Raw genomic sequence first — 20,223 nt, forward strand, 5'->3', positions numbered from 1 at the left:
GGTAGGAATTGCCGCGTGGCGGCGTTAAGAGGGACGAGGCACATTTTGAAGGTCTTCGAGCAGTGGACTGGTACGAAACCGTTTTCGAATTGATTGACATGCGCAGTTTCAGCAACCTTTGGTTCTGGATTGCGCTGGCTGTCATGTGGTCATCGGTCAGCCATTGGGTGCTTGGCGTGCCTTGGGACATGGTTCTACGTGCCAAGAAAAAGGACGCCAGCGAAGACGCCGTCCGCGATCTGGAGGATATGGTCCGGATCAATACCAACCGGATTCTTTACATTATCCGTGAATCCGGACTGCTGTTGGCGGGCTTTGCCTGTTTCATCCTGACGGTTCTCTTCATGGTAGGGTTCATCTATGGAAAGGAATTCGCGCAAGCGGTATTCCTGCTGGGTTTTCCGATGTCGCTTGTCGGACTGTTGTCATTGCGGACGGCGCGGGCGATCCGGGCGCAAGGCTTGGCCGGGCAAGACCTTTACAAGCGTATGTACCGGCATCGCCTGATGACGCAGGTCATTGGCATGATCTCGATCTTTGTCACCGCGATGTGGGGCATGTTGCAGAACATGCAGACCGGGGTGCTGGGCGGGTGAGTCATGGCTTGCGCGCATGGGGGCGCGGCGCTAGGTGGCAGCGGCATGAATAAAGCTGATCATATCACGGTAGGGGGCGCGCCCGAAGGCTTTGACGCGCGTTTGATCCTGGAAGAGGTCGCCCGCAAGGGCGGCCCGATGGTGCATGTGGCGCGCGATGACAAGCGGGCCGAAGCCATGGCCAATGCCTTACGGTTCTTTGCCCCGGATATGCCGGTGATGCGTTTTCCGGGGTGGGATTGCCTGCCCTATGACCGGATGTCGCCCAATGCCGATATTTCGGCGGCGCGCATGGCGACGCTGGCCGGGTTGGTGCATGGCATGCCCGGGCAGTTCGTTCTGCTGACGACGCTCAACGCGGTGACGCAGAGGGTTCCGGCGCGCGAGGTTTTGCGCGAGGCGGCTTTTAGCGCGCGGGTCGACTACCAGATCGACGAAGAGGCTCTGAAGGGATTCTTGGTCCGTATGGGGTTCAGCCAGGCGCCCACGGTGATGGAGCCGGGCGACTACGCGGTGCGAGGTGGGATCATTGATATTTTTCCGCCGGGGGAAAGCGGCCCGGTGCGGTTGGACTTGTTCGGGGATGTTCTGGACGGCATTCGCCGGTTTGATCCGGCCACGCAGCGGACGACCGAGAAACTTGAGCAGATCGAACTCGCCCCGGTGAGCGAGGTGATCTTGGACGATGCCGCCATTACCCGGTTTCGGCAAAACTACCGCATCGCTTTCGGTGCGGCGGGCACAGATGATCCGCTTTACGAGGCGGTGAGCGCGGGGCGCAAGCATGCTGGCATAGAGCATTGGCTGCCGTTTTTCCACGAGCGATTGGAAACCCTTTTTGATTACCTGCCCGAGGCAACCGTGTCGTTGGACGATCAGGTTTCTGCGGCGCGTGCGGCGCGTTGGGACACCGTGGTCGACCAGTATGAAGCGCGCGAACATGCTTTGAAGCAGAAAAGCCGGGAAGACACGGTGTATAAGCCGGTGGCGCCCGAGTTGCTTTATCTGGACGAGGCGGCGTGGCAGGCGGCTGTCGCGGGCCGCCGGGTGATGCAATTCGCGCCACTTCCGCAGGCCACTGGCCCTGGTGTGATCGATGCCGGTGGGCGCATTGGCCGCAATTTCGCGCCAGAGCGGCAAAGCGAGTCCTTGAGCCTTTTCGGGGCTTTGAAGGATCACATTCAAGTTAAACTCGAGGGTGGTCCGGTGCTGGTGGCCAGCTATTCGGAGGGGGCGCGGGAGCGGCTGGAAGGCCTCTTGGAAGATGAAGGCTTGCAAGGGGCTGTTGGTGTCACCGATGCCACGCGCATTGGCAAACGGGGGCTGCACCTGGCGGTCTGGCCATTGGAGCATGGGTTCGAGGCCCCCGACCTGACCGTGATTGCCGAACAGGACGTTCTGGGGGATCGGTTGATCCGGGCGCCCAAGAAACGCCGCCGGGCCGAGAATTTCCTGACCGAGGCGCAGAGCCTGACGCCCGGTGATCTGGTGGTGCATGTCGATCACGGGATCGGGCGGTACAGGGGCCTTGAGGTGGTCACGGCGGCGGGCGCGGCGCATGAGTGCCTGCTTTTGGAATATGCCGAGAATTCAAAACTGTACCTGCCGGTCGAAAATATCGAGCTGCTGAGCAAATACGGCCACGAAGAGGGGCTGTTGGACCGGCTTGGCGGCGGGGCGTGGCAGGCCAAGAAGGCCAAGCTCAAGGAACGCATTCGCGAGATGGCCGACCGCTTGATCCGGATCGCGGCCGAGCGCGAGTTGCGCCGCGCGCCGGTTCTGGAGCCGGAACATCACGCGTGGGAAGCGTTCTCGGCGCGTTTCCCTTATACCGAAACCGACGATCAGTTGCGCGCTATCGAGGATGTGATGGAGGACATGGAGGCGGGCCGCCCGATGGACCGCCTGATTTGCGGCGACGTGGGCTTTGGCAAGACGGAAGTGGCGATGCGCGCGGCCTTTGTCGCGGCCATGTCGGGCGTACAGGTGGCGGTCATCGCGCCCACGACCCTTCTGGCACGGCAACATTACCAGAGTTTTGCCGAACGGTTCCGGGGCTTCCCGGTGACGGTGCGGCCGCTGTCGCGCTTCGTCAGTCAGAAAGAGGCCAACCTGACGCGCGAGGGGCTGGCCAAGGGAACGGTGGATATCGTTGTCGGCACCCATGCGCTTTTGGCCAAGGGGGTGAGGTTCAAGAACCTTGGGCTTTTGGTGATTGACGAGGAGCAACGCTTTGGCGTGACGCATAAAGAGCGGCTCAAGCAGCTGCGCTCGGACATTCACGTGTTGACGCTGACCGCCACGCCGATCCCGCGAACATTGCAACTGAGCCTCTCGGGGGTGCGTGATTTGTCGATCATCGGTACGCCGCCGGTGGACCGCCTGTCGATCCGCACCTACGTCAGCCCATTCGATGCGGTAACGATCCGTGAGGCGCTGTTGCGCGAGCATTATCGCGGCGGACAGAGTTTCTATGTGGTGCCGCGTATCGAGGACCTGCGCGAGATTGAAGATTTCCTGCAAAATCAGGTGCCTGAAATCAGTTACGTGGTGGCGCATGGGCAGATGGCCGCGGGTGAGTTGGATGACCGCATGAACGCCTTTTACGATGGCAAATACGATGTACTGCTGGCCACGACGATCGTGGAATCCGGCCTCGATATCCCGACCGCGAACACGATGGTCATTCATCGGGCGGATATGTTTGGGCTTGGGCAGCTTTACCAGATCAGGGGCCGGGTCGGTCGGTCGAAAACCCGCGCCTATGCATACCTGACAACCAAACCACGGGCGCGTCTGACCCCGGCGGCGGAGAAGCGGCTACGCGTTCTTGGGTCGCTCGATACGCTGGGGGCGGGGTTCACACTGGCCAGTCAGGATCTGGATATTCGTGGGGCGGGCAACCTTTTGGGTGAGGAACAATCCGGCCAGATGCGCGACGTGGGCTATGAACTCTATCAGTCGATGCTGGAAGAGGCGATTGCCAAGATCAAAGCGGGCGAATTGGAGGGCCTCACCGAAAGCGATGAACAATGGGCGCCGCAAATCAACCTCGGCGTATCGGTTTTGATCCCCGAGGATTACGTTCCCGATCTGGACGTGAGGTTGGGATTGTATCGCAGGCTCAGTGGGTTACAGAGTAAAGTTGAACTTGAAGGCTTTGCCGCCGAACTGATTGATCGCTTTGGCAAACTGCCCAAGGAAGTGAATACCCTGCTGCTGGTCGTGCGGATCAAAGCGATGTGCAAGAAGGCGGGCATTGCCAAGCTGGATGGTGGACCGAAAGGCGCGGTTATCCAGTTCCACAATGACAAGTTCGCCTCACCTCAGGGCTTGGTGGACTTCATCAAGGCGCAGAATGGCTTGGCCAAGGTCAAGGACAACAAGATCGTGGTGCGGCGCGACTGGCGCAAGGACAGCGACAAGATCAAAGGCGCCTTTGCGATTGCGCGGGACTTGGCGGAAAAGGTCGTGGCCGAGAAGAAGAAGGCAAAGGGCAATGCTTGAGGATGGAATGCACGGGGTGCCAGCGGGGCACACGGCCTCAGTCGTGACGCATCTTGAGATGAAAACCAAGCCTAATCAAAGGGGTGAGGCGGATTTGGCCCTTGAGCTGATCCATGTGCCAGAGCCTGATCCGGACTGGTATTTGAACCTGTTTCGCCAAGTGGGCGCGCCGTGGCTTTGGTTTGGGCGTTTGGTCCTGCAACCCTCTGATTTAAAGGACATTTTATCCGATCCGAAGGTGCATGTTTACGCCCTTCGCGATGGTGCCGAGGAGGTGGGCCTGCTGGAGTTGGACTTCCGTCAGGACGGTGAATGTGAACTGGCCTATTTCGGTCTGACCGCTGGCATGGTCGGAACCGGGGCGGGCCGGTGGTTGATGAACCGGGCAATCCAATTGGCTTGGGCAGAAAATATCAAGCGATTTCATGTTCATACCTGCACTTTGGATCACCCGGCAGCCTTGGGTTTCTACCACCGCAGCGGGTTCACGCCTTACAAACGTGAGGTCGAAATCGCGCCTGACCCTCGCCTGTCGGGGTTGCTGCCGCGCGATGTAGCGCCGCATGTGCCGCTGATCGGCTAGGGCCAAAATTTCCGTACAAGTTGTACGTTTTGTACGCGAGTTTTGTACGAAACTCAGGGCCGCCTCGGACCCATGTGTACGTTTTGTACAAAAGTCAGTCGGATTGGGGAGCGAGGGCAAGCTCACAGTTGCGAATAGTGCGTGCCGCCATGGGCAGGGAGGGGCCTTGGAACGTTTGGTTTGTTTTCCGAAAACGGTAATTGGTTAAGAGTGCAGCGAATACCGGATTCGAGCCCTTTTCGACCGATGCTGCGGAACGCATGAATGTCTGGTTCTGACGCGCGCGGGGTGAGTTGCTTTCCTCAAGAGCGTTGCGAACGGTGATGTTAGGCTTTCTTTACCAATTGTGAATAGAACCTGCTCCACACGTGTTCGGAGGTTCCGTGCAACACAGTTTCAGCGACTTCCTCAGACACGGCGGCAACGGCAATTATGTTCTTGCACGGCACGATGGCCGCATCGTTGGCCGCCGCGCGGGGCTATCGCTCAAATCGACTTTCCCAAACTATTCCGCTTTACGGGCCGATTTCAGCGAACGCTTCGATCCGGTGATATCCGAAAACACCCGGATGCTCCTGAACGCGCTGACACCGCCCGACACGGTCCCAACTGTCACCGAAGCTGATCTGCGAGATGTATCAGACGCAAAAGCCGAGGCACTCGAGGAATGGGACGCGCGCCTTGAGACCATTTTCAAACAATACCAAAACCACCAGCAACGATTGCGGCCACTTCGAACGGCCATGGAAGAACGCCTTTTGCGGGCCTTCGCAGGGCTGATCAACCAGCTTCGGCAGGAAGACCTCGGGATTGAGCAGTATATCTGGCGCTCGCAAGATGATGCCAAAGTTCGTGACAGCCACGCTGCATATGATGACCGTGTATTCCGATGGGATAATCCCCCAGAAGGCGGGCATCCAGGCGAGGCACACAATTGCCGGTGCTATGCGGAACCAGTTGCGCCAGCCCTTCAAGACAACGTAATTCTAGCCGATTTTGACGGCAGCGTTCCCCCCCAAGACCTTTCAATTCATGAAGCGGGCGGGGGCCATACCATCGCCTTGCATGTCGGGAAGAGCGAAGCCTTCCTAATCGGATCGGTCAGCACTCCACGTGGAAGAACACTTTTCGTCAGCCAGTATCGTTGGCGGCACGGGACTTTCCCGTCACTTGAAGCGGCTGAAAAGTTGACGGATTCCAATCTTGCGAGAAACTTGGACGTTGTGAGCGCTGTCGCCAGTGGGAGAGTGCGTCGAGCTTTCATAACAAGTGATTTTGGTTCAACAACAGGCTTTGAAGCATACCGAACCACTCGGCGTGCTTCATCCCCGATACGGCTCCGGCGAACATTTGGAGTGGGAACCGTTATCGAGCACGCCCCGGACATGCCGGATGGGTTTATCATTATCACATCCTATCCAAGGATTGACTGACATGACGCCGCCGAAATCATTCTACGACTTCACCTTGCAATTTCATCAAGACCTAGATGTCGTTCATCCTGGTTGGGCCGAAACCCCAGACGGGCGTAACCAAATCTATGAAGACTTTCGGCAAGGCTATGGCGATCAAGCCGTGCGGGAGCTGGCCACATTCTGCGAAAAACTCTTAGCTGACAAAGAGATTGATCTTGGCTCGCTTTGGTTCAAAGAATCCAAAGCCGACTGGGTTATTCAAGATGAGGGCGTTCGTTTCCTATTCAATGACTTTTTGCGTTGGAAAACTTCCTTGTCCTGAAGCACTGCCGAACCTTGGAACTCTAAAAGCAGCCATTCGTGCAAAAGCGGCGAAAGCTGACTCTGTCCCGCATACTACCAGTTCTCGGTCCAAGCGGCGAAGGTCTGCTATCGCAGGTTATAAAGCGTTCCGCCTTTAACCTGAGAAACGGCTAAAGGCGGAACGCGTGCAACGATTAAGCGAAGCACTGCGTTTCGCAAAAATCTGTGTGTCAGGTTTTTCGCGAAACGCTTTAGCCAAGGGTTTTTGATCCACTCCCGGCTGACAGCAGTCATCCCACAAAGCGTACGAAACCCACGTACGTTTCGTGCCAAACCCACCGCGCGCCGAGTTAACCCGCAGGGTATCGGTAACAAAAACCGACGCGATACCGACGTTTTGCCGACATGTTACAGATCACGGATTTCCTTGTTAACCAAGGGCTTGGGGCCGATTCGCCCCGGCCCTTTCACAATCCGTGAAATCGCCTAACCTGCCAGCAGCCAAGATGGACGAATCCGATGCAAAAACTCCTCATCTTCACCGATTTGCACCTTTTGCCCAAGGGCGAAACCCTGATCGGGCTCGATCCCGGCGCGCGGCTGGCCCAGGGCCTCGCCCATGCCACCGAACGCCACCCCGATGCGGCCCGGATCATCCTCACAGGGGATCTGACCCATAACGCCGATCCGGCAGAATACGCCCAGCTGCGCGGGATACTGGACACCCTTTCAATTCCCGTCGCGCTCATGGTCGGCAACCATGACCGGCGTGCCCCCATGCTCGCCGAAATTCCCCAGACGCCCACCACATCCCAAGGCTTCGTCCAACAGGTGATCGACCTGGGCGATCACCGCCTGATCCTGCTTGACACATTGAACGAAGCGGCGGCCGATACCCACTCCGGCCTGCTCTGCGAGGCCCGGCTTGAATGGCTGGAGGAGCGTCTTGCCGAGGCGCCTGACAAGCGCTGTGTCCTGTTCACCCACCACCCTGTTTTTGCCACTGGTTTCAAGGGGATGGACTGGATCGGATTGAAATCCATACCCGAACTATCCGCTCTTTTGGGGCGCCATCGGAACGTCGTGCAGGTGATCTCCGGCCATATCCACCGCACCATTCAGGGCACCATAAACGGTATCCCCGCAGCAATCTTCAAAAGCCCCTGCCATCAGATGCCCATGGCCCTCGGCTATCAGGACCCACGCCTTTCGGTGGCCGAACCCGGCGCCTATGGTATCGTGTTGTTGACCGACGACGGAATCGTCATCCACACCGAGGACTTCACCCTCCCCGATCTCGACTCGACGCTCTACGATTGAGGCGGCCATCCCTTGATGGCTCAAGGATCAGGCCGCCCATGGCCCGCTGCCTGACGCGCCAGAAACAGCTCCAACTTACAAAAACTCAATAATAATGGGTATTTGCGCGATCACGTTCTCGCGCGCCACAAGCCAGACCGAAGTCACTTTTCCGTGCGTGGCATTATCTGGCTCATGGCAAATGGCCCACTCGGCGGCATGCCGCCGTATGTTGGCGTCTCGCTTGTTGTACCGCCCGAATGTTCCAATTTCACCCCTGTGTCCCTCATGATGGGGGTCAATGACCTGCGCGCATCCGATGCGTCAGACTGCATAACGACAGGACAAAGAACAGGAGTCAAAACATGAGCAAAACGATAGCGTTTCCTCTGCTCGCCGCCGTAAGCCTTGCCGCGGTCCCCGTGCTTGCGGGCTCGCCCGAACCCGCGCCCTCGGAGCCGGCCATCCAGCCCGCAGCCCCGGCCCCCGTGGCCCCGGCATCACCCAACTGGACAGGGTTCTATGCGGGGGGTCAACTTGGCTATGCCAACGTCGACACCAATGTTCCCGGCCTCGATGGGGATGGCTTCATCGGCGGCCTGACCGCCGGCTACGATTATGACCTTGGCAACTGGGTGATCGGGGCCGGCCTCGATTACGATTGGACGGACATCGGCCTTGGTGGCGGCAACAGCCTTGAAAGTGTTTGGCGTGCCAAGCTGCGCGGCGGGTACAAGATCGGCAATGGCCTGCTGTACGGGACCGGCGGTTATGCCGAAGCGGACGTCAATACCTTGGGTAGCGACGATGGCTATTTCGTCGGCGCAGGTTACGAACACGCCGTGATGGAAAACTTTACCGTCGGCGGCGAAGTCCTCTACCACGAGTTCGACAACTTCGGCGGCGGTGGCGGACCCGACGTTGAAGCAACCACCGTGCAACTGCGCGGCACCTTCCGCTTCTAAAAACGGGCTTTCAGGCTCTCGCGCTCATGCGCGGGGGCCGCCTTAATCGACGGACAGCTTTTCCAAAAGCCCCTTGAGATTGCCCCGGTCGGCATCCGAAAGCACAGCCTTGCGTGACTTGAACAGCGTCGCCTGGCTCCGCAAAATCATACCATCTTCCAATATTTTCAGATGGTTGGCCCGCAGGGTATCCCCGGTCGAGGTGATATCGGCAATCGCTTCGGCGGTTTCATTCTTGACCGTGCCCTCGGTGGCGCCTTGGCTATCCACCAACTGGTAATCCGCGACGCCATTCTCGCGCAGAAAATCCCGCACCAGCCGATGATACTTCGTTGCCACGCGCAGGCGAAACCCATGCGCCTTGCGGAAGGCCGCAGCGGCGGCGTCCAGATCATCCAGTGTATTCACATCAACCCAAGCACCCGGCACCGCCAGCACCAGATCGGCATGCCCGAACCCAAGCTCGGCCAGTTCCTGTACTTGGCCGTCCCACTGGCCGAGCTTTTCCCGCACAAGGTCGGTGCCGGTGACGCCAAGGTGAATACGCCCGGCGGCCAGTTCACGCGGGATTTCCCCGGCCGACAGCAGAATAAGCTCAACGTTATCAACGCCTTCAACGAAACCCGCATATTCGCGGTCCGATCCCGCGCGGCCAAGGGTCACCCCCCGCGCGCCGAACCAGTCAAAGGTCTTTTCCATCAGCCGCCCTTTTGACGGCACACCCAATTTGAGGCTCATGTCAGCCCCCCCAATTCCACCACCAGCCCGGGCCGGATCACCCCGCCCACGGCCGGAATTTCGCGCCCCAGCCCCAGCTGCCGGGTCAGGGCGTCATAGCGCCCGCCGGTCGCCACGGGGGGCAGATCGGGACGCGCCTCGGCGTAAAAGCCAAAAACGAACCCGTCGTAATATTCCATATGCGTGCGGCCATAGCTGGCCTCGAAATCCAGTGCATCCACGTCGATGCCGAAGTCCTGCATGGCCTCAAGCCGCCTTTGAAGCCGCTCCACGGCGGGGCGGATGGCCGGCAAATCGACCGCAATATCAAGCAGATGCTCCAAGGCATTCGGGCAGGTTTCGCGCACCGAAAGGATCGCATCCAGCAGCGCCACCTCGTTTTCCGAAATCGGCGCGGCCTCGGCATCTTCGCGCAGGGCCTTGATGCGCGCCTCGATCTCGGCCCGGCTGCGCAGCCCGATAAGCGGGCCCGCATCGGCCATCGGGTCGGTACTGGCCAGCAAGGCCGCACGGCTTTCTGGCACAGACGCACGGCCGGAGAACCTGTCGATCAAGGCGCGGAATCGCCGGGGCCGCCAGATATGGCGGCGCAGCGCAGCCTTGCGTCGCTCGGTGGTTTGCAGGCCTTCGACGGCGGCCATCAGGATACCGATATCCCCCGTCGCCGCCCGCAGGCCCAAGGGGGCCAAGGTGTTGAACATCAAAGCGAAAACACGGGCATCCGCCGCCTCGGGCGCGTTGCGCTCAAACACCTCGAAGCCGACCTGCATGTATTCATTGGCGCGGTCGGGGTCATCCTCCTGCCGCCGAAACACCTCACCGGAATAGGTGTAACAGGCCGGTTCGGCCCCATGCTCCATATGCATCTGCACCACCGGCACGGTGAAATCCGGGCGCAGCATCTGTTCACCGCGCAGCGCGTCCGAGGTGACATAGGCCCGCGCGCGGATATCCTCGCCATAAAGATCCAGAAGCGTTTCGGCGGGTTGCAGGATGGCGGTTTCAACGGGCTGTGCACCCTCCCCCTCGAACGCCACCCTCAGGCGCGCGGCCTCGGCGCGAACCTCAGTCCGATCCGTCATTGGCCCTGTCCGTCGATGATCTCGCGCACTTTGGCAACCAGTTCGGAGCGCGCCACCTCGAATTGGTTCGAGCGTTCTTTCCATTCCTCAAGCGTGGCGTTTTCGGCGATCTTCGCGCCAAGGATCAGGTCCTTGATCTGCACAACGCCACGCTCGAACTCATCGCTGCCCGCGATCACCGCCACCGGGCTGCCGCGCTTGTCGGCATATTTCATCTGGTTGCCGAAGTTCTTGGGATTGCCAAGGTAGACCTCGGCCCGGATCCCGGCGCGGCGCAACTCGCCCACCATGTCCTGATAATCGGCCATACGGTCGCGGTCCATCACCGTGACCACCACGGGGCCTTGCACGGTGCTGCCGATCCGCCCCTTTTCGCGCAGCGCGGCCAACAGGCGATCCACACCGATCGACACACCCGTTGCTGGCACGGCCTGCCCGGTGAACCGCTTCACAAGGTCATCATAGCGCCCACCGCCCGCGACGCTGCCGAACTGCCGCTTGCGGCCTTTTTCGTCGAAAATCTCGAAGGTCAGTTCCGCCTCGAAAACCGGCCCGGTGTAGTATCCAAGCCCGCGCACGACACTGGGATCAATCACCACCCGATCCGCGCCATAACCTTGGGCGGCCATCAATTCGGCAATGGTTTCAAGCTCTTGCACGCCTTCTTGGCCGGTTTGCGACTCACCCACAGCGGCGCGCAGGTTTGTAAGGGTATCGGCCGTCACCTCGCTTTTCGAGGTCAGGAAGGCCAGAACCGGCCCGGCCTGTTCTTCGCTCAGGCCCACCCCGTCAATGAACGCGCCCGAGGCATCCTTGCGGCCCGTGGTCAAAAGCTGGCGCACGCCCTCCTCGCCCACTTTGTCGAACTTATCGATGGTACGCAGCACGGCATCGCGCGCCTCGCCTTCCTCAAGGCCCATGACCTCAAGAACACCATTGAGAACTTTCCGGTTATTCACCCGCACGATGTAATCCCCGCGCGGAATGCCCACCTCTTCCAAGGTATCGGCCAGCATCGCGCAAATCTCGGCGTCCGCCGCCACCGAAGGCGCGCCCACGGTATCTGCGTCACACTGGTAAAACTGCCGATAGCGCCCCGGCCCCGGCTTTTCATTGCGCCAGACCGGCCCCATGGCATAGCGCCGGTAGGGCGTGGGCAGATCGTTGCGGTGTTGCGCATAGACCCGCGCCAAAGGCGCCGTCAGGTCATAGCGCAGGGCCAGCCAATCGCCCGGCTTGTCGCCCTCGGTATCCTCCTGCCATGCAAAGACGCCCGCGTTGGGCCTGTCGACATCGGGCAGGAACTTGCCAAGCGCCTCGACGGTCTCGACCGCGCTGCTTTCAAGCGCGTCAAATCCATAGCGATGATAGACCTCGGCGATCCGGCGCAGCATCTCGGCGCGCTCGGTCACCTCTTGGCCGAAATAATCGCGGAACCCCTTGGGCGTTTCGGCCTTGGGGCGGGGCTGTTTCTTGGGCTTGGCCATGTCGCTTGTCCCGTGCATTGGCGTTCGCCGCGGGGTCTAGCGGATGGGGCCACCGGGGGCAAGCTATGGCATGTCCTTGCCGGTTGTCGCTACGTCACCTGTAGTGCCAGTTGACCCATGGTAAGCAAGTTCGTAATCGTGAACGCATGAGCGCGATCGAAGAAACCCTTGCCCACCTCAGCCGCACGGTCGATGAATTGTCCGAGATCATCGCCCGCCAAGAGGGCGAGATCGAAATGCTCACCCGCCGGGTGCAATTGCTGATGGAGCGCGAGGCCGAGCGCGAAAGCGACTTGGGAGGCCAGTTACTGATGGGCAACGAACGTCCGCCGCACTGGTAAGCCTCAGCCGCCCTTTTTGTCCTTCGCCACCATTTCGCCTGAGTGCAGTAGCAAATTCTTCCACTCGGAATTGTCGCCGAACCGCTCGTAGATACTCAGGAAAACCGTGTCATCGGAAAGCCGGCCAACACGCGCGCCGCAGGGTGTCTTGCGCGGCACGCGGCAGACTCGCGATTTGACCTTTTCATAGGCCTCATCGGTGGCGCTGTAGGGTTGCACCTTGGCAGGCAGGCCGTAGCGGAGGCGTTCATGCATCTCGACTGAGCCGAACATCGCCAGCGACGCAGTGAATTGCCGGGCACAGCCATCATCGAAACCCGTCACGTAAAAGGTATGCGGGGCCGTGTTGCCCGGATCGCTGTCATAGACCTCATGAATCGGGCGGCGGTCAGGATATTGTGCCACCATCTTGCCCATTTGGCCTTTGCGAACCCCGCAAATGCGCTTCACCTCGCCATAGGGCAGAAGCTCACCAAAGGCGACTTCGCTCACGGCCCCGGTTTCCCCGGATGCGTCATCCGCGTTGAAACCACCAAGCAAGCTGGCCAAGAGCCCTTTCCTCTTGCCTGTCTCGGCCGCCGATGTTTCGGAAACCGTGCCAGACGTGTCTTGGCTCTCCTCCAAAGCCTGCTCCGCGTCCAAAGGAAGCGAGGTCGTCATGGCTTTGGCCTGCGTCCCCCCCGGATCACCAGCAACCGCTCCGTCCTCCGAGGGCGCGGCATCACGCCCGCCCAAAAGCCGGGCAAACAGGCCGACGCGCTCATCCGCCGGCGGCTCAACTGCTGGCACGGCATCCAGCGTCGGGGCATCATCGGCCACGTCCTGATCGGCCAACCGCGCCACGTCCTGCATCGGATCGCCGCAGCCCGCCAAAACAAGGACCAATGGCACAGGCAATAAACATCGTAAGCTCAACAGCCTTAACCCCACTGGCTTTTTTCGTGTCATACCGCAGGCGGCCAGGGTCAGTCCACCAGAACCGCGCGATACAGACGAAAACGCCAAACTTCGCCAGTTTGGAACTTTTTTGGCCCCAAGCGCAATTTTGGGCTTGCAGCCCCGCGCCAGAATTTATATCTCCCGCCCTACCCAAGGAAGCGGGTGTAGCTCAGGGGTAGAGCGTTACCTTGCCAAGGTAAATGTCGTGAGTTCGAATCTCATCACCCGCTCCATTTTCTCTCCCCCAACTGAAAGTCGGCCCGTGTAACCGGGGGTGATGCGCCTTTGGCACGCGGCAATTCTCTTGTTGCGCCAACCCCTTGGCCTGCCCTGCCCACGCGCCTATAAGGGCGCGGCAATCACCGAAGGGGTCCGCCATGCGCAACGCCACGATCACCCGCAAGACAGCCGAAACCGAGATCACCGTCGAAATCAACCTCGATGGCACCGGGGCCTATGACAATGAAACCGGGGTTGGTTTTTTCGATCACATGCTGGATCAATTGGCGCGGCACTCGCTGATTGACATGAAGGTGCGTTGCAAGGGTGATCTCCATATCGACGACCACCACACGGTCGAGGATGTGGGCATCGCGCTTGGGCAGGCCCTGACGCAAGCCCTTGGCAACAAGACGGGTATCCGCCGCTATGGGGCCTGCCTTTTGCCGATGGATGACGCGCTTGTGCGCGCGGCGCTTGATTTGTCGGGGCGGCCTTTCCTGATTTGGAACATGGACCTGCCCACCCCCAAGATCGGCACATTCGACACCGAACTGGTGCGCGAGTTCTTCCAGGCGCTCGCCACCCACGGCGGGATCACCCTGCACGTCGATGCCCTGCATGGCTTCAACAGCCACCACATGGCCGAAGCCGGTTTCAAATCCGTGGCCCGCGCCCTGCGCGAGGCTGTGGAAACCGACCCGCGCAAATCCGATGCGGTGCCCTCGACCAAGGGGGCGCTGTAAGGGCTCATGAGCACCGTCATCGTCGATTACGAATCCGGCAACCTGCATTCGGCGGAAAAGGCCTTTCAACGCATGGCCGCCGAGGTGGACGCGGGGCCGGTCACCGTTACCTCCGACCCCGAGGTGGTGCGCCGGGCCAGCCGCGTCGTCCTGCCCGGCGACGGGGCCTTCCCCGCCTGCCAAAAAGAGCTTTACGATCACCGCGGGCTCTTTGAAGCCATAAAAGAAGTGGTCATCGACAAGGGCCAACCCTTCTTCGGCATCTGCATCGGCATGCAGATGCTGGCCACACGTGGCATGGAATACTCCGAGACCCCCGGCTTTGACTGGATCGGCGGCACGGTTGAGCGGATCAATCCCAAAGATGACACCCTCAAGGTGCCGCATATGGGCTGGAACGATCTGGTGATCGACCATGCCCACCCGGTGTTCGACGGTCTCTCAACCGGCGATCACGCCTATTTCGTACATTCCTATCACTTCCGCGTCGATGATCCGGCGCATCTTCTGGCACATGTCGATTACGCAGGCCCGATCACCGCCGTGGTGGGCCGAGACAATATCGTCGGCACGCAGTTCCACCCGGAAAAAAGCCAATCCACCGGCCTGCGCCTGATTGCCAATTTCCTGACCTGGACCCCGTAACGTGAATGAGCGCCTTCGGCGCGCTTTATATCTCGGATCTCGCCTTTGGCGATCCCCTCGGGATGCCTCCGGCGGGGATACTTGGGAACAGAAGAAGGGATAAACCGCGCTTCTTCTGTTCGTAAATATCCTGGGGGAGTCGCCCGTAGAGCGGCGGGGGCAAAGCCCCCGAACACCCGGTGATTATTCCACTCGAGTCCAGTTCTGCTTGGCGCAGATCAGGCCGCCTGCGACGCAGCCGCGCAGTTTCAGGCTATTGCCCTGCACGTCCATCTTGCCGATGTAGATCTTGTTGTTGGACGGGCGCCAGACCTTGCCTTCATAGCTGCCGCCGCCCTTGGGCGACATGTTCCGCACCAGCATCTTGCCAATGTTCTCGGATTTGTATTCGGCACCATTCTTGAAGGTCCGCGCAATCGTGCCGCAAACATTGCTGCCGCATTGGGCAATTTTCACATGCGCATAGGCCCCATCGTCCACTTCGGTTTTCCATGTGCCCAAGGCCGGTTCGGCCATTGCCATGCCCGTGCCCATCACCACAGCCACAGCGGCCACTGCAAAGCGTTTCATTTTAAGTCCTCCCTAGCGTGTCTGGCAAAACGCTGCCCTGCAAACTGGCGTGAAATCAAGTGTAACGTCGGGTCGCGTTGCATTCGCCCTGCACTCATGCCAAAGGGCCGTAAGCCTACGAAGCCAAGGAATAGCTCCATGATCCTCTATCCCGCCATCGACCTCAAAGACGGTCAGGCCGTGCGCCTGTTCAAAGGCGAAATGGAAAAAGCCACCGTGTTCAATGACGACCCCGCCGCGCAAGCGATGGAGTTTGTCGAGGCGGGCTGTGAATGGCTGCATCTGGTCGACCTCAACGGCGCCTTCGCCGGAGAGCCGGTCAATGCCGCCCCCGTGGAGGCGATCCTTGAGCGCACGAAAACACCTGCGCAACTGGGCGGTGGCATCCGTGATATGGCCACCATCGAGCGGTGGCTCTCCAAGGGCTTGGCCCGGGTGATCCTTGGCACCGTGGCGGTGGAAAACCCCGCGCTCGTGCGCGAGGCCGCAAAAGCCTTCCCCGGTCAGGTCGCCGTGGGCATCGACGCCCGCCAAGGCCGCGTCGCCACCAAGGGCTGGGCCGAGGAGACCGATGTTCTGGCCACCGATTTGGCGCGGTCTTTCGAGGACGCGGGCGTGGCGGCCATCATCTATACCGACATCAACCGCGACGGGGCCATGCAGGGCCCCAATATCGAAGAAACGGCGGCTTTGGCCCATGCGGTCTCGATCCCGGTCATCGCCTCGGGCGGGGTCAGTTCCATCGACGATCTCAAGGCGCTGAAATCCTGCGGCGCGCCCTTGAACGGGGCAATCTCGGGCCGCGCGCTTTACGACGGGGCGATTGACTTGAAAGAGGCACTTGCGGTCATGAAGGCCTGACCGTGCGCTACTTACCCGCTGCTTTTTCGGTCAGCTTGCCCAAGGCCATGCGCATTTTGGCGATATAGTCTGCGTCGTCACTGATCCCCGGCAGGTCATCCAGGGTTTCTTCGGGGTCTTCATAGGCCAGCCATACACGGCCATCGCCGCCCTCGTAGACCAAAACTTTCAACGGCAGGAAGAGCCCGGCCAGTGCATCGTCCTGCATGGCAGGCGTGCCCAATTTGGGATTGCCGAAGATCAAGAGCTGCGACGGGGCAAGCTCCATGCCCGCGGATTCGGCTCCACCGGCATGATCGACCCGGGCAAAGACCGTGGCCCCGGCCCCTTCGACTGCCGCTTGCAGAGCGTCCATGGTGCTGGCCACATCGCCCTTGGCCGCCACCCGCATGATATCATCCTCCGAGGCCTGCGCGCCCTGCGCCATCACGGCCAAGGCCACTCCCGCCAATAGCTGTTTCATCGCAATTCATCCTTTTTGCCAAATCCATTGTTTGCATCCTCTGGATGCTGCGCCGCTTTGGCCATAAACAAATCCGTGAACCGCGAAAGTCAGCTTTTTGATGCCCAAAGCCACTCCAATCGCCGATATCAGTTTCTGGATGACCCTCACCATGGTCGTCCCGGCGATGTTCTGCATCGTGGCGGGTGACACGGCGGGCAAGGCCCTGACGCAGGCGGGTGCGCATCCCTTTTTCGTGGCTTGGGCGCGGTTTGCCATGGCCGCCCTTGTGCTTTTGCCGCTGAGCGGGCTCCGCCGGGACGAGATTCCGCAGCTGGCCAATTGGCGCATCCTGTTGCGCGGGGCCCTTGTGGTGGGCGGCATCGCCTCGATCCTTACCGCGCTTAGCACCGAACCCATTGCCGATGTCTTTGGGGCCTTTTTCGTCGGGCCGATCATCTCGTATATTTTGGCCGCGCTTTTGCTCAAGGAACATGTCACCCCGGCGCGCAGTCTGCTTTTGGCCTTGGGGTTTGCGGGCGTGCTCTTGGTGGTCAAACCGGGCTTCGGCGCGGGGCTTGGCATGGGGTTTGCCGTCCTTGCCGGTGTCTTTTACGGTAGTTTCCTGACCGCCACCCGCTGGCTTGCCGGAGGGTTTCGCCCAAGGTTCCTGCTCATCTCGCAACTTCTGGTCGGCTCGGTCCTGCTGGCCCCCTTGGCCTTCGCCGTGGGCGCACCTGCCATGACGCCCGTTATCTGGCTACTTCTCGTCGGCAGCGCCGCAGGGTCAGCCATGGGAAATTTCCTGCTGGCCATGGCGAACCGAAGCGCGCCCGCCTCGGTCATTGCCCCCTTGGTCTATACCCAACTCATCGCCGCCACTGTGCTTGGCTATCTGGTCTTCGGCGACTGGCCCGATGCCCTGTCGCTCACCGGGCTGGCGGTGATCCTTGCCTCGGGGCTTCTGTCGCTGCGTCTGGCCCGGCGCTAGGCGCATTTCCGCCGCAAAAGACCTTCACAATGCTGCGCTTACGCGCTACCTGACCCCCATGTTGAAAACCCGCATCATTCCCTGCCTCGACGTCGCCGATGGCCGCGTGGTCAAAGGCGTGAATTTCGTCAACCTGCGCGACGCGGGCGATCCTGTCGATGCCGCCAAGGCTTATGACGCCGCCGGGGCCGATGAGCTGTGCTTTCTCGACATCCACGCCACCCATGAAAACCGGGGCGTGATGCTGGATGTGGTTACCCGCACCGCCGAGCAATGCTATATCCCGCTCACCGTGGGCGGCGGGGTGCGCACGGCGGAGGATGTGCGCAAATTGCTTCTGGCGGGGGCCGACAAGGTGTCGTTCAACTCCGCCGCCGTGGCCAACCCCGATGTGGTGCGCGAGGCCGCCGACCAATTCGGCAGCCAGTGTATCGTCGTCGCCATCGACGCCAAAACAGTTTCCCCCGGCAAATGGGAAATCTTTACCCACGGGGGGCGCAAACCCACGGGCATCGACGCCGTGGAATTCGCCAAACTGGTCGAATCCAAGGGCGCGGGGGAAATCCTGCTGACCTCGATGGATCGCGATGGCACCCGTGCAGGCTTCAACCTGCCTCTCACCCGCGCCATATCCGACGCGGTTGATATCCCGGTGATCGCCTCGGGCGGCGTCGGGACGCTGGACCACCTTGTCGATGGTGTCACCAAGGGCGGGGCCTCTGCCGTGCTGGCCGCCTCGATCTTCCACTTTGGGGAGTTTACCATTCAACAGGCCAAGGACCACATGGCCACCCATGGTATCGCGGTGAGGACAGGCGCATGACCCTGCAAGAGCTGGAAGAGATCATCGCCACCCGCGCCAAATCCGCGCCCGAGGACAGCTGGACCGCCAAACTACTGGCCAAAGGCCCCGAAAAAGTGGCCGAGAAATTCGGCGAGGAGGCCATCGAGGCGGTGATCGAAGCGGTCAAAGGCGACGCCAAGGGCCTCACCTCCGAGGCCGCCGATGTGCTCTTTCACCTGCTTGTCATGCTGCACAGCCGGGGCGTCGGCCTTGAGGATGTGCTAAGCGAACTCGCCCGCCGCCAATCGCAATCCGGCCTTCAGGAAAAAGCATCGCGCCCGAAATGATCCGCCATATCGTGTTCTTCACCGCCCGCGACCAAGCCGACCTCGACCGTATCCGCGAAGGTCTGGAAACCCTGTCGCAAATCCCCCACGCCCGCCATTTCGAGGTGGGTCGGAACCTGCATGCCGACCGGCTGACCGGGGCCGAGGTGGATTTCGTGGTCTATGCCGAGTTCAACAGCCAGGATGATCTGGACGCCTACAAGGCCCACCCGGTCTATGCCCGCGCCATCGAACTGGTGAAGCCGCTGCGCGACATGCGCATAGCCGCAGATATTCAAAGCGGCTAAACCTCTGAAACCTTACAATTTCGAAGAAATAACCCCGGTATTGAATCCGCCCATGCGCAGCTCTCCAAAGAGGCGCTGATACTCGATCTTGGGGCAGCGGTTCATCACGACATCCACGCCCCGCGCCCGCGCCATCTCGGCGGCTTCTTCGTTGACCACCCCGATCTGCATCCAGACGGTCTGTAGCTTGGGAAAGCACTCCAAAGCCTCTTCCACGATGGGCGGCACATGTTCCGGACGGCGGAAAACATCCACCATGTCCACATGCCCTTCGATATCGCTTAACGACGCGACCACCTCCGTGCCAAAGGCGGTTTTGCCCGCATGGCCCGGATTGACCGGCACCACATCAAACCCCTTCAACTTGAGGTAGCGCGCCACGTAAAAACTCGGCCGCACTTCGTTCAACGACACCCCCACCACGGCGATACGCTTGGTGCGGGTCAGGATCTTGCGCAAATACGCGTCGGAATAGTCTTGGCTCATGGCCGCACTCTAGACAGGGTTTGAGAAAGAAAAAAGCGCCCAAGGGAAACCCTTGGGCGCCAGTCGCGGAACGAGGGACAGTGAAGTGAAACGCCGGTGTTCCATTCCGACGTTTCTGAACAATAGATAGGGACGCGATTCAAAATAAAAAGCCTTGGTAAACGCCTTGTGACCATGCCCGGCTTATCGGCGGATTTCTGCTAATCGAAAATATCCTCGATCCCGTCCCAAAGCTCATCCATCACACGGTACGCCAATGATTTGCGTGGCTTACGGCGCTTTGTTCGCTTTCGCTCACCGCCGAGCGCATGGGCACGTTCGGCGGCCCAATCCACCTTGACCCGCCGCCGCGCGCCGGGCCGCTTGGGCGCTGTCGCCGCAGGCGCGCGCTTGCGCGGGCTCTGCGTGGCCTTGGGCAAGGCCTTCATTTCATGCAAGGGCGCGCCACAGGCCGAACACATCAGCTCATGCCGCCCCTGATCCAAAATCAGGGCCGCGCGCGTCCCGCAATAGCAGCATGTGGCAATTTTTGGTCCCATTCGGCCCCGCGTTGTCCGTTAGAGGTCAAGATATTGGCATGACCGCGTTTT

The 20,223-nt window shown here is 60.4% G+C and carries 23 protein-coding genes and 1 tRNA gene; 16 read left to right on the top strand and 8 right to left on the bottom strand.

Features of this window, described 5'->3' with window-relative positions; all coding sequences use genetic code 11:
* The first annotated feature begins 62 nt into the window (after positions 1 to 62).
* From QZ498_RS12435 to QZ498_RS12465, 7 genes are all read left to right on the top strand, one after another.
* The gene (locus QZ498_RS12435) at positions 63 to 596 is read left to right on the top strand and encodes a component of SufBCD complex (RefSeq protein WP_294622695.1); all 534 of its coding nucleotides are present in this window, start codon (positions 63 to 65) and stop codon (positions 594 to 596) included.
* Positions 597 to 641: 45 nt separating this feature from the next.
* Positions 642 to 4,103 (top strand): transcription-repair coupling factor, encoded by a 3,462-nt coding sequence (gene mfd, locus QZ498_RS12440; protein WP_294622697.1) that lies wholly within the window; start codon positions 642 to 644, stop codon positions 4,101 to 4,103.
* On the top strand, positions 4,096 to 4,686 hold the full coding sequence (locus QZ498_RS12445; RefSeq protein ID WP_294622699.1) for a GNAT family N-acetyltransferase: 591 nt from the start codon (positions 4,096 to 4,098) through the stop codon (positions 4,684 to 4,686). The genes mfd and QZ498_RS12445 overlap by 8 nt, the downstream gene beginning before the upstream one ends.
* Positions 4,687 to 5,069: 383 nt before the next feature.
* The gene (locus QZ498_RS12450; RefSeq protein ID WP_294622701.1) at positions 5,070 to 6,119 is read left to right on the top strand and encodes a phage minor head protein; all 1,050 of its coding nucleotides are present in this window, start codon (positions 5,070 to 5,072) and stop codon (positions 6,117 to 6,119) included.
* 1 nt (position 6,120) lies between these two features.
* The gene (locus QZ498_RS12455) at positions 6,121 to 6,423 is read left to right on the top strand and encodes a hypothetical protein (protein WP_294622703.1); all 303 of its coding nucleotides are present in this window, start codon (positions 6,121 to 6,123) and stop codon (positions 6,421 to 6,423) included.
* 500 nt (positions 6,424 to 6,923) lie between these two features.
* Positions 6,924 to 7,724, top strand: coding sequence for a phosphodiesterase (locus QZ498_RS12460; RefSeq protein WP_294622705.1), 801 nt, complete (start codon positions 6,924 to 6,926; stop codon positions 7,722 to 7,724).
* A gap of 344 nt (positions 7,725 to 8,068) precedes the next feature.
* Entirely contained in the window at positions 8,069 to 8,668 is a 600-nt protein-coding gene (locus QZ498_RS12465; protein ID WP_294622707.1) for an outer membrane beta-barrel protein, read from the top strand.
* Between the two features lie 42 nt (positions 8,669 to 8,710).
* Here the strand turns inward: QZ498_RS12465 and hisG are convergent, their stop codons facing one another.
* The 3 genes from hisG to hisS are packed head-to-tail and all read right to left on the bottom strand — an operon-like array spanning position 8,711 to position 11,975.
* Positions 8,711 to 9,406: an ATP phosphoribosyltransferase gene (gene hisG / locus QZ498_RS12470; RefSeq protein WP_294622709.1), complete on the bottom strand. Its 696-nt coding sequence runs from the start codon at positions 9,404 to 9,406 to the stop codon at positions 8,711 to 8,713.
* The gene (locus QZ498_RS12475) at positions 9,403 to 10,488 is read right to left on the bottom strand and encodes an ATP phosphoribosyltransferase regulatory subunit (RefSeq protein ID WP_294622711.1); all 1,086 of its coding nucleotides are present in this window, start codon (positions 10,486 to 10,488) and stop codon (positions 9,403 to 9,405) included. Before QZ498_RS12475 ends, hisG begins: the two co-directional genes overlap by 4 nt.
* A complete protein-coding gene (gene hisS, locus QZ498_RS12480) occupies positions 10,485 to 11,975 on the bottom strand; it encodes a histidine--tRNA ligase (protein WP_294622713.1) in 1,491 nt (496 codons plus the stop codon). Before hisS ends, QZ498_RS12475 begins: the two co-directional genes overlap by 4 nt.
* Before the next feature lie 146 nt (positions 11,976 to 12,121).
* Between hisS and QZ498_RS12485 the strand changes: the two genes are divergently transcribed.
* Positions 12,122 to 12,316 (top strand): SlyX family protein, encoded by a 195-nt coding sequence (locus QZ498_RS12485; RefSeq protein WP_294622715.1) that lies wholly within the window; start codon positions 12,122 to 12,124, stop codon positions 12,314 to 12,316.
* A gap of 3 nt (positions 12,317 to 12,319) precedes the next feature.
* Here QZ498_RS12485 and QZ498_RS12490 read toward each other — a convergent pair whose 3' ends face one another.
* On the bottom strand, positions 12,320 to 13,213 hold the full coding sequence (locus QZ498_RS12490; protein ID WP_294622717.1) for a hypothetical protein: 894 nt from the start codon (positions 13,211 to 13,213) through the stop codon (positions 12,320 to 12,322).
* Between the two features lie 200 nt (positions 13,214 to 13,413).
* Between QZ498_RS12490 and QZ498_RS12495 the strand changes: the two genes are divergently transcribed.
* From QZ498_RS12495 to hisH, 3 genes are all read left to right on the top strand, one after another.
* A tRNA-Gly gene (locus tag QZ498_RS12495) sits at positions 13,414 to 13,488 on the top strand.
* A gap of 144 nt (positions 13,489 to 13,632) precedes the next feature.
* Positions 13,633 to 14,220 (top strand): imidazoleglycerol-phosphate dehydratase HisB, encoded by a 588-nt coding sequence (hisB, locus tag QZ498_RS12500; RefSeq protein ID WP_294622719.1) that lies wholly within the window; start codon positions 13,633 to 13,635, stop codon positions 14,218 to 14,220.
* A gap of 6 nt (positions 14,221 to 14,226) precedes the next feature.
* Positions 14,227 to 14,865 (top strand): imidazole glycerol phosphate synthase subunit HisH, encoded by a 639-nt coding sequence (gene hisH, locus QZ498_RS12505; protein WP_294622721.1) that lies wholly within the window; start codon positions 14,227 to 14,229, stop codon positions 14,863 to 14,865.
* Between the two features lie 183 nt (positions 14,866 to 15,048).
* Here the strand turns inward: hisH and QZ498_RS12510 are convergent, their stop codons facing one another.
* Positions 15,049 to 15,435 carry a DUF2147 domain-containing protein gene (locus QZ498_RS12510; RefSeq protein WP_294622723.1) on the bottom strand — a complete coding sequence of 129 codons (387 nt, stop codon included), beginning with the start codon at positions 15,433 to 15,435 and terminating at the stop codon, positions 15,049 to 15,051.
* Positions 15,436 to 15,573: 138 nt separating this feature from the next.
* Here QZ498_RS12510 and hisA point away from each other — a divergent pair, with 138 nt between their 5' ends.
* Positions 15,574 to 16,296 (top strand): 1-(5-phosphoribosyl)-5-[(5-phosphoribosylamino)methylideneamino]imidazole-4-carboxamide isomerase, encoded by a 723-nt coding sequence (hisA, locus tag QZ498_RS12515; RefSeq protein ID WP_294622725.1) that lies wholly within the window; start codon positions 15,574 to 15,576, stop codon positions 16,294 to 16,296.
* Between the two features lie 7 nt (positions 16,297 to 16,303).
* Here hisA and QZ498_RS12520 read toward each other — a convergent pair whose 3' ends face one another.
* A complete protein-coding gene (locus tag QZ498_RS12520; protein WP_294622727.1) occupies positions 16,304 to 16,759 on the bottom strand; it encodes a DUF302 domain-containing protein in 456 nt (151 codons plus the stop codon).
* Between the two features lie 100 nt (positions 16,760 to 16,859).
* Between QZ498_RS12520 and QZ498_RS12525 the strand changes: the two genes are divergently transcribed.
* Genes QZ498_RS12525 through QZ498_RS12540 form a run of 4 tightly spaced genes read left to right on the top strand, consistent with a single transcriptional unit; the run spans position 16,860 to position 19,147 of the window.
* A complete protein-coding gene (locus tag QZ498_RS12525; protein WP_294622729.1) occupies positions 16,860 to 17,729 on the top strand; it encodes a DMT family transporter in 870 nt (289 codons plus the stop codon).
* A gap of 58 nt (positions 17,730 to 17,787) precedes the next feature.
* Positions 17,788 to 18,552 carry an imidazole glycerol phosphate synthase subunit HisF gene (gene hisF / locus QZ498_RS12530; protein ID WP_294622731.1) on the top strand — a complete coding sequence of 255 codons (765 nt, stop codon included), beginning with the start codon at positions 17,788 to 17,790 and terminating at the stop codon, positions 18,550 to 18,552.
* Entirely contained in the window at positions 18,549 to 18,860 is a 312-nt protein-coding gene (locus QZ498_RS12535) for a phosphoribosyl-ATP diphosphatase (RefSeq protein WP_294622733.1), read from the top strand. Before hisF ends, QZ498_RS12535 begins: the two co-directional genes overlap by 4 nt.
* Complete coding sequence (locus QZ498_RS12540) at positions 18,857 to 19,147, top strand: Dabb family protein (protein WP_294622735.1); 291 nt, start codon at positions 18,857 to 18,859, stop codon at positions 19,145 to 19,147. Before QZ498_RS12535 ends, QZ498_RS12540 begins: the two co-directional genes overlap by 4 nt.
* 12 nt (positions 19,148 to 19,159) lie before the next feature.
* Here QZ498_RS12540 and QZ498_RS12545 read toward each other — a convergent pair whose 3' ends face one another.
* Positions 19,160 to 19,633 (bottom strand): CoA-binding protein, encoded by a 474-nt coding sequence (locus tag QZ498_RS12545; RefSeq protein ID WP_294622737.1) that lies wholly within the window; start codon positions 19,631 to 19,633, stop codon positions 19,160 to 19,162.
* A 200-nt stretch (positions 19,634 to 19,833) separates the two neighbouring features.
* Complete coding sequence (locus tag QZ498_RS12550) at positions 19,834 to 20,172, bottom strand: hypothetical protein (RefSeq protein WP_294622739.1); 339 nt, start codon at positions 20,170 to 20,172, stop codon at positions 19,834 to 19,836.
* Positions 20,173 to 20,223 lie beyond the last annotated feature (51 nt).

This window comes from uncultured Roseovarius sp. (assembly GCF_913057115.1).
Taxonomy (GTDB): domain Bacteria; phylum Pseudomonadota; class Alphaproteobacteria; order Rhodobacterales; family Rhodobacteraceae; genus Roseovarius.

Bases quoted from the DNA above. Each gene is read 5' to 3' on its own strand.
- mfd (WP_294622697.1), top strand. From the start codon at position 642: ATGAATAAAGCTGATCATATCACGGTAGGGGGCGCGCCCGAAGGCTTT.
- QZ498_RS12445 (WP_294622699.1), top strand. From the start codon at position 4,096: ATGCTTGAGGATGGAATGCACGGGGTGCCAGCGGGGCACACGGCCTCA.
- QZ498_RS12455 (WP_294622703.1), top strand. From the start codon at position 6,121: ATGACGCCGCCGAAATCATTCTACGACTTCACCTTGCAATTTCATCAA.
- QZ498_RS12460 (WP_294622705.1), top strand. From the start codon at position 6,924: ATGCAAAAACTCCTCATCTTCACCGATTTGCACCTTTTGCCCAAGGGC.
- QZ498_RS12465 (WP_294622707.1), top strand. From the start codon at position 8,069: ATGAGCAAAACGATAGCGTTTCCTCTGCTCGCCGCCGTAAGCCTTGCC.
- hisG (WP_294622709.1), bottom strand. From the start codon at position 9,406: ATGAGCCTCAAATTGGGTGTGCCGTCAAAAGGGCGGCTGATGGAAAAG.
- QZ498_RS12475 (WP_294622711.1), bottom strand. From the start codon at position 10,488: ATGACGGATCGGACTGAGGTTCGCGCCGAGGCCGCGCGCCTGAGGGTG.
- hisS (WP_294622713.1), bottom strand. From the start codon at position 11,975: ATGGCCAAGCCCAAGAAACAGCCCCGCCCCAAGGCCGAAACGCCCAAG.
- QZ498_RS12485 (WP_294622715.1), top strand. From the start codon at position 12,122: ATGAGCGCGATCGAAGAAACCCTTGCCCACCTCAGCCGCACGGTCGAT.
- hisB (WP_294622719.1), top strand. From the start codon at position 13,633: ATGCGCAACGCCACGATCACCCGCAAGACAGCCGAAACCGAGATCACC.
- hisH (WP_294622721.1), top strand. From the start codon at position 14,227: ATGAGCACCGTCATCGTCGATTACGAATCCGGCAACCTGCATTCGGCG.
- QZ498_RS12510 (WP_294622723.1), bottom strand. From the start codon at position 15,435: ATGAAACGCTTTGCAGTGGCCGCTGTGGCTGTGGTGATGGGCACGGGC.
- hisA (WP_294622725.1), top strand. From the start codon at position 15,574: ATGATCCTCTATCCCGCCATCGACCTCAAAGACGGTCAGGCCGTGCGC.
- QZ498_RS12520 (WP_294622727.1), bottom strand. From the start codon at position 16,759: ATGAAACAGCTATTGGCGGGAGTGGCCTTGGCCGTGATGGCGCAGGGC.
- QZ498_RS12525 (WP_294622729.1), top strand. From the start codon at position 16,860: ATGCCCAAAGCCACTCCAATCGCCGATATCAGTTTCTGGATGACCCTC.
- hisF (WP_294622731.1), top strand. From the start codon at position 17,788: ATGTTGAAAACCCGCATCATTCCCTGCCTCGACGTCGCCGATGGCCGC.
- QZ498_RS12535 (WP_294622733.1), top strand. From the start codon at position 18,549: ATGACCCTGCAAGAGCTGGAAGAGATCATCGCCACCCGCGCCAAATCC.
- QZ498_RS12540 (WP_294622735.1), top strand. From the start codon at position 18,857: ATGATCCGCCATATCGTGTTCTTCACCGCCCGCGACCAAGCCGACCTC.
- QZ498_RS12545 (WP_294622737.1), bottom strand. From the start codon at position 19,633: ATGAGCCAAGACTATTCCGACGCGTATTTGCGCAAGATCCTGACCCGC.
- QZ498_RS12550 (WP_294622739.1), bottom strand. From the start codon at position 20,172: ATGGGACCAAAAATTGCCACATGCTGCTATTGCGGGACGCGCGCGGCC.